Origin of the sequence: Paraburkholderia sp. CNPSo 3274 (assembly GCF_024206475.1) — a bacterium.
Taxonomy (GTDB): domain Bacteria; phylum Pseudomonadota; class Gammaproteobacteria; order Burkholderiales; family Burkholderiaceae; genus Paraburkholderia.
On sequence record NZ_JAMBPR010000160.1, the window covers coordinates 1 to 6,359 of the forward strand.

Annotated in this window: 6 protein-coding genes; 5 read left to right on the forward strand and 1 reads right to left on the reverse strand. The window is 59.4% G+C overall.

The window, feature by feature from the left end; translation table 11 throughout:
* Positions 1 to 467 precede the first annotated feature (467 nt).
* The 5 genes from M3I54_RS45030 (at position 468) to M3I54_RS43250 (ending at position 5,705) form a co-directional block, all read left to right on the forward strand.
* Positions 468 to 599 carry a hypothetical protein gene (locus M3I54_RS45030; protein WP_266232528.1) on the forward strand — a complete coding sequence of 44 codons (132 nt, stop codon included), beginning with the start codon at positions 468 to 470 and terminating at the stop codon, positions 597 to 599.
* Positions 600 to 651: 52 nt separating this feature from the next.
* On the forward strand, positions 652 to 1,269 hold the full coding sequence (locus tag M3I54_RS43235) for a lasso peptide biosynthesis B2 protein (RefSeq protein ID WP_254346501.1): 618 nt from the start codon (positions 652 to 654) through the stop codon (positions 1,267 to 1,269).
* 7 nt (positions 1,270 to 1,276) lie between these two features.
* Positions 1,277 to 3,013, forward strand: coding sequence for an asparagine synthase-related protein (locus M3I54_RS43240; protein ID WP_254346503.1), 1,737 nt, complete (start codon positions 1,277 to 1,279; stop codon positions 3,011 to 3,013).
* Between the two features lie 103 nt (positions 3,014 to 3,116).
* Positions 3,117 to 4,847, forward strand: coding sequence for an ABC transporter ATP-binding protein (locus tag M3I54_RS43245; RefSeq protein WP_254346504.1), 1,731 nt, complete (start codon positions 3,117 to 3,119; stop codon positions 4,845 to 4,847).
* Between the two features lie 45 nt (positions 4,848 to 4,892).
* A complete protein-coding gene (locus tag M3I54_RS43250) occupies positions 4,893 to 5,705 on the forward strand; it encodes a helix-turn-helix domain-containing protein (RefSeq protein WP_254346505.1) in 813 nt (270 codons plus the stop codon).
* A 25-nt stretch (positions 5,706 to 5,730) separates the two neighbouring features.
* On the opposite strand, the gene M3I54_RS43255 is transcribed toward M3I54_RS43250, so the two are convergent.
* Positions 5,731 to 5,949 (reverse strand): hypothetical protein, encoded by a 219-nt coding sequence (locus M3I54_RS43255; protein ID WP_254346506.1) that lies wholly within the window; start codon positions 5,947 to 5,949, stop codon positions 5,731 to 5,733.
* Positions 5,950 to 6,359 lie beyond the last annotated feature (410 nt).

Genomic DNA, 6,359 nt, shown 5'->3' on the forward strand with positions numbered 1-6,359 from the left:
GCTTGAAGAAGGTGGACCAGATGTTCGTGTTGAACATGGCGGCATACAACCTCGTGCGCATGCGATCACTGGCACAAATCCGCTTATAAGTGGCGGAAAGCGTGGCAAGGAGGTCAGAAGTCGGCCTCAAGCCGCCGAAAGAACGTTGAATTCGCGTTGAGATTGCACAATGCGAAAGTTTGCGACTGGCGGGCGCGTACATCGAGGCGCACCGCTTCCGCCGGGGATGTATTTCCGCAACCTGTTAAGAGATCGAGTTACGCGACCAACAATCGAGGTACGTCAATTCTCGATCGCGAATCTGTTTCAAAGCCCATGCCCAAAGCATCAGAAATAAGAGAAATCGAATTTACATTTAATCGAGATCATAAGATCCTATTCATTCTTACGCGACGACATTGAATAACAAAATTTGACTACTAGGCTTGTTATGCAGCAATTCCGCTGCCAGCCGAGGAGAAGCACTGATGAATTACGATACCGATCTGATGGAAATCCTTGAAATTTCCGATGTTGAATCGGCGAATGCCACCGACAGCACGATGGGCACCCCTGGCGGGGCAATGCTTGAAGGCATTTCATGGGTGTATGTCGAATAAAGCGCATAACTTACGTCCATCTTCCGCCTCATGAAAATGAGGCGGCTACGCCATGAAAATACCACTGCAAAATACGCACTTTGCCTGGTTCGATGATCAACTCATCGGGCTCGATATTTCGCACGACCGCTATATAGTGCTGCAGCCAGATCAATCCAGGTCGTTCAGCGCAAAAGTTCCGGCGACTCCCGTCTGCCACTACGACGCCCAGACTTGCGCGCCGCCCCCGCTTTCAGGCGTTCCCGTCAACTGCTGGAAATTATCGCCAGGACAAGTGCGAAACCGCCTTAACATTATTGAATCGGCGAGATTATTTTCCACCCTCCGCAAAGTCCACGATACTTCAAAAACTCACCGGTTATCCGGCCTCCTCCAGCTCATTGAATCGGAGCGCATTCAGCGAAAAAACAAGCGAACATTACGAAATGAAGATGATCTCGCAGCGTCGCTCAACCTCACCTGCTTTCTTTATCCCGTAAAAACCAAATGTTTGGAATGGGCGTGCACGCTGATTATCGCGGGCTACCGCTATGGACTGGACATGAAGCTGGTCATCGGTATTCAAAACAGGCCTTTCTTTGCGCATGCCTGGGCCGAACTGGATGGTCGCGTCGTGGGCGACGACCCCGCGCGTCGACGTCAACTCGCCGTAATCCATGAAACGACCTAGGCCGCCAATGATCAACGCCACCCTCTACGCACGCGATCGCCAGCACGCGTGCGGCGATGCCCCGACTGCTCGCACATGGACTTCCGGTGCACATCGCGTCGCCAGCTTTCGCATGGCCCGCTGGGGGAACGTCGATTCCCCAGTAAGGTTCGGCGAAAGCGCAGCAGCCTCGTGGTGCATCGCCGGTCAAATCTTCTCACTGTCACAGGGATCGCCTGCCCGTGAAACGGACCTGGTGACAACATTGCTGCATGACGGCGAAAGAGTGCCGGAGCGATATTCTGGCACCTATGCCATCGTCGTCTACGACAGGCAAAGAGACCGCTTTCTGGTTTTCTGTGATCCTTGCGGCCAGTTCCCCGTCTATTACTCAACCGGCGTAAATGGCGAACTCAATCTGGCATCCGACGCCGCAGATTTGACGCCCGGCGAGCGGGACGTCGCGCAACCGAATATCACCTGGCTCCACGGCTATCTAGCGTACGGCTATGGCGAAGCGGGCGAGACGGGCTGGAAGGGTATCTCCCTGCTTCCGCCGGGCACTCTGCTCACGTTCAAAGGCGGCAAGCTCCAATTCTCGAGACTCTGGTCGCCAGCCAAGCCGACTCGTCCTCTGATGAACGATGACCCCATAGCCGTGCTCACCACTGTCGTCAGATCTCTGCTCGGGTCCGTGCCAGAGGCAATACTCGAGTTGTCCGGTGGCATAGAGTCAACGGCGCTTGCCGTTGCCTTGCATCGCGCGGGCCTTTCTACGCGAATTATCGCCGTCACACACTTCGATCCGCATCGATCGTCGTCGAATGAAATATCCGTTGCTCGAAGCGTGGCCAGCCATTGCAAGTTGCGATACAAGACCTTTCCCTTGCTCGCGCAGTTACCGTTTGCGCCAGTTTCAATCATCCCTTTTGTTGCGCGCCCTTCAACACAACTGTGCTTTCTTGCGCAGTCCAGCAGTCTCGCTAACGCCGGCCTTGCGCGAGCAGACGGGACACTTGTAAACGGGCACGGAGGCGATGCCTTGTTTCTCGCGCCACCACCCTTTGGTGTAGCCCTGGACGCGGCCGCCAGCTTCCGGCTTCTGCGAGCAGCCACGGTCGTGCGTGATCTCGCCGTCATGTATCGAGTCCCGATCTGGACTGTCATCGAACGATCAATGCACGCGAGGACGCAATATTTCCGCGGCGCACTCGGGCAACATGCCTCGCTTGATGTCGTGCGAGCCTATCCGTTGCCAGCGCCGCACGGCGTGTATGACGACGTACTGGCACAAGGGCGGTTGCGCTTGCGCCCAGGCCGGCGGTACCAGATCGCCGCACTCGGAGCAACGCTCGATGAAACGGTCGTTCAAGTCCGTCCAACCGCACGCAGGCCGATTCTGCCATTTCTCTCACAGCCGATCGTAGAGCTTGCACTACGGACGCCCCTCGAGGATCTCTTCACGGGCTACCACAATCGGTTGACCGTTCGGCGTTCGGCCTACGCGACATCAAAGCTGCCGAATCTCTGGCGAACCGACAAGGGAGACACGACGCACTCGGCCCTGCAAGGGCTTCGTGTTCACTACGACCACGTCCGCGAGACTTGTCTCGATGGATTCTGCGTTGCTAAATCTCTGGTGCATCGGCAGTCGTTGGAAAGACTCATCAAACGCGCAGCGCTGGGATTCCCAGATGGTCTTTGCGAGATCACGCGTATCTACGCAACTGAGATATTCCTGCAAGGAGCCGGCCACAGGTCATAGCTGTCTACACACGTGCACATAACTTAGCCCGTGCCTGCATGACATGTCGACATTTTCATCGTAGTCGCAAACCCACATCACTCACAATTCCCGAGGGGCCCGCATGTCGTTTCCGTTGGAGTTGGTACGCGAATACATCGCCGCGTACCGGATTGCCGTTAGCCACGACAAGGCACTTCCCGCTCGCTTTGCTGCGGCAACGCTGGTGATGATCGCCGTCGTCGCTCTCGAAAGCGCAGTGCCGTGGCTATTGCGAGAAAGCACAAACGCGCTCTCGGTCGAGCGAGCCCCTGGCTTCGGGGGAGCCGCCGTCACGCTCGCGGGCGTCTACGGCCTGTGCTGGACCGCAGCACGCGTCTCGGAGTGGATCAAAACAATATTCTCGTCCGCCACGCTGGCCCGATCCGACGCCACGTTTCAGAAAGCCTACTATGCGCATCTCATTCGCGTCGAATACGCCCGGCTCGCGACGATCGATCCTGGCGCGATGGTGTCGGTCATCGCCAGGAGCCGCACCGCTTTCAGTGCAATCACATTGACGCTCTTCTGGGTAATCGTGCCTGCGGTCTTCCAGCTCGTTGTCACGGCAACGATACTTTGGCGCGTGACCAACCTCGCATTTTCGGCCGCATTCGTCGGCGCAATCGGCGCGCTGTTCGCGGCGACGTGGAGGCTCGCTGCGAGAACGAAAGGCGCGCACGCCCAAATTTTTGATGCATCCAATCTTCTCTCCAGCCATCTCGTGGAACGGCTAGGCTTTATGCTAGATATCAAATTGAACAACGCCTACAAGCGCGAAGAAGCCGGACTCGACCGCATCCTTGCCCGTTATGTCGCACAAATTTCGCACGGCAATGCGCGGCTTGCGCTGCTGCTTGCAACACAAGCGTTTTTCACCGGACTCGTGCTGACAATCTTCACAATCGTCGCGGCGGCATCGGTCACGCGCGGCGTTCTCCGAATCGGCGATTTTGTGATGATTACCGGTTATGTCGTGGCGCTGACCGCGCCATTCACCGGCCTCGCCGCTTCACTTTCCGATTTGCGCAGAAATCAGCTTGCCTTGCACGAAGGCCTCGGCATTCTTGCACTGCCACCCGAGCCGGGTGGCGTTGAGGTCGCAATTGCACTCGACGCAAACCCCGTTTATGCCCTGTCGGATGTCGATATTTCATTCGGAAAGCGAACGATTTTTTGCGGAGCAAACCTTATCGCGAATCGAGGCGAGGTAACCGTCCTGATCGGGCCATCTGGACATGGAAAGTCGACCCTCGTCAATCTGATGCTCGGCCTCTTGCGCCCCGAACGCGGGCGAGTCGAGTTGAATGGCGTGGACGTTTCTACACTCTCTCCGGCATCGATATCGCGGATTGTCGCAGTCGTTCCGCAAAATCCGCTGATCATCAGCGGAACGCTCCGCGAAAATCTTGCTTTCGGCTGTGCCGACCCGCCGTCCGACGAGCAATTACTGGCGCTGGTCTGCGCGCTGGAACTGCAAGGACTAGCCGGCGAGTCGGGCGGCAACGTGCTGGATGTCATCCTCGGCGTACAGGGCAGAGCGCTTTCCGGCGGCGAAAGGCAACGTATCGCGCTGGGTCGCGCGCTTGCGCGCCGCACTTCAGTCATCGTCCTCGACGAGCCAACCTCTTCACAGGATCCGTCCCGCGAGGCGCGTGTGCTGGAACAGGTCCGCCGTCGCGTTCCGACGATCGTCGCGATCACGCATCGGGAAGCGTTGCTGGAAATGGCAGATCGCGTCTATCAGGTCGATGAAGCGCTCGTCGTCGAATCGGGTGCCAGAAGAAAAGCGGCCACGACCAATCCAAGCGGATAATGTCGCGGAACGCTTGCCACGCCCGCCTTTCACCCGGAGACCCTCATGCCCCAAGCCGCGCCACCCGAACTCGACGACGAGCCTGGGCGCGGCCGTTCGCTCGCACGCCACTACCCGCGCGGCCTCCAGATCGAGCCACACACGCATACGTGGGCGCAGGTGCTCTACGCCGTCTCCGGCGTGATGTGGGTCGAGGTGGAGCGCGAGGCGCTCGTCGTGCCGCCGCAGCGCGCCGTGTGGCTGCCTCCCGGCACGCAGCACGCCATCCACATGCTGAGCGCCGTCGAGATGCGCAATCTCTATCTGCACGAACACGACAGCGGGCACCTGAGCGAGCGGTGCGAAGTGTTCGAAGTCAACGGCCTGTTGCGCGAAGTCATCACGAGCCTCGCGGAACGCGCGCGCGAAGACGACGCCTGGCTCGACGCGGCCTATCGCCTCGCCTCGATCGAACTCGCCCACGCGCCGCGCTCCACGCTGCGCATTCCGCTGCCCGATGCGTCCGACCGACGCCTCGCCACGCTGTGCCGCGCGGTGATCGACAACCCGTCGGCCGATATCGGCTTCGAACAGCATGCGGCATGGGTGGGCGCGAGCGTGCGTACGCTCTCGCGGCTCTTCACGCGCGAGCTTGGCATGGGGTTCGCAGAATGGCGCCGCCAGGTACAGCTCGCACTCGCGGTGTCGCGCCTCGCGGAAGGCGAGCCTGTGAGCGCCGTAGCACGCATGCTGGGTTATCGGCCCAGCAGCTTCAGCGACATGTTCCGCCGCGAACTGGGCGTGCCGCCCAGCGAATTCCGGCCCACCGGCACACTTGGCGGCACACCGGGTTTCGCAGAGGAAAGCGCGGAGCAGTGACGCGCGCGTCGACGCCTGGCGTGGCTCAATGCGGTGGCAGATCGCCCACTAACGGAAACATGTCGGGCGTATAGCCCATATTGAAGTAACCGGCCCGTGCATAGGTGGCGATTCGTTCGAGGTGCTCGGTTTCGCGCGACGCGTCGCGCAATTCGGGCTCATCGGCTTGCGGCGTGGGCGGCCTGTTCGCCCGGCCGCGCCGCGCGAACCACGCCGGCACAGACAGCATCGACAGCTTCGACATTGCGGACTCCTTGCAAGGCGTTGACCCCTTCCAATCTAGACAGTCGGAGGCGTGCACGCAAACAAGCATTTCTCGGATGCATTGCACACCGCGACCGAAGCTCACCGTTCTTCCGGCCCACGCGCTGTAAACGCCTGAAAACCTTACAAATAACTAACGTTTCGAAATTGGCGCACGAGTTGGTTAGACTGCGAGTCTCGGCCTTCGCCGCACGGTGAGGCACGGCTTCGACGGCATAACAATTATGAGAATGCGTATGCAGCAACTCGACAGTCACCGGCAGCAATTCGCGGCGGCCAAGCCGTTGAGCGCGCCGGCATGGTTCCTCTGCACCGCCTGTCGCGGTGGTCCGACCTCCTGGAGGCAGGCATGAGCGACGTCCCTCAGACGCAACCCGCGCCCCCGCCACC

Coding starts and splice junctions, on each gene's coding strand:
- M3I54_RS43250 (WP_254346505.1), top strand. CDS start 4,893: ATGCCCCAAGCCGCGCCACCCGAACTCGACGACGAGCCTGGGCGCGGC.
- M3I54_RS45030 (WP_266232528.1), top strand. CDS start 468: ATGAATTACGATACCGATCTGATGGAAATCCTTGAAATTTCCGATGTT.
- M3I54_RS43235 (WP_254346501.1), top strand. CDS start 652: ATGAAAATACCACTGCAAAATACGCACTTTGCCTGGTTCGATGATCAA.
- M3I54_RS43255 (WP_254346506.1), bottom strand. CDS start 5,949: ATGTCGAAGCTGTCGATGCTGTCTGTGCCGGCGTGGTTCGCGCGGCGC.
- M3I54_RS43245 (WP_254346504.1), top strand. CDS start 3,117: ATGTCGTTTCCGTTGGAGTTGGTACGCGAATACATCGCCGCGTACCGG.
- M3I54_RS43240 (WP_254346503.1), top strand. CDS start 1,277: ATGATCAACGCCACCCTCTACGCACGCGATCGCCAGCACGCGTGCGGC.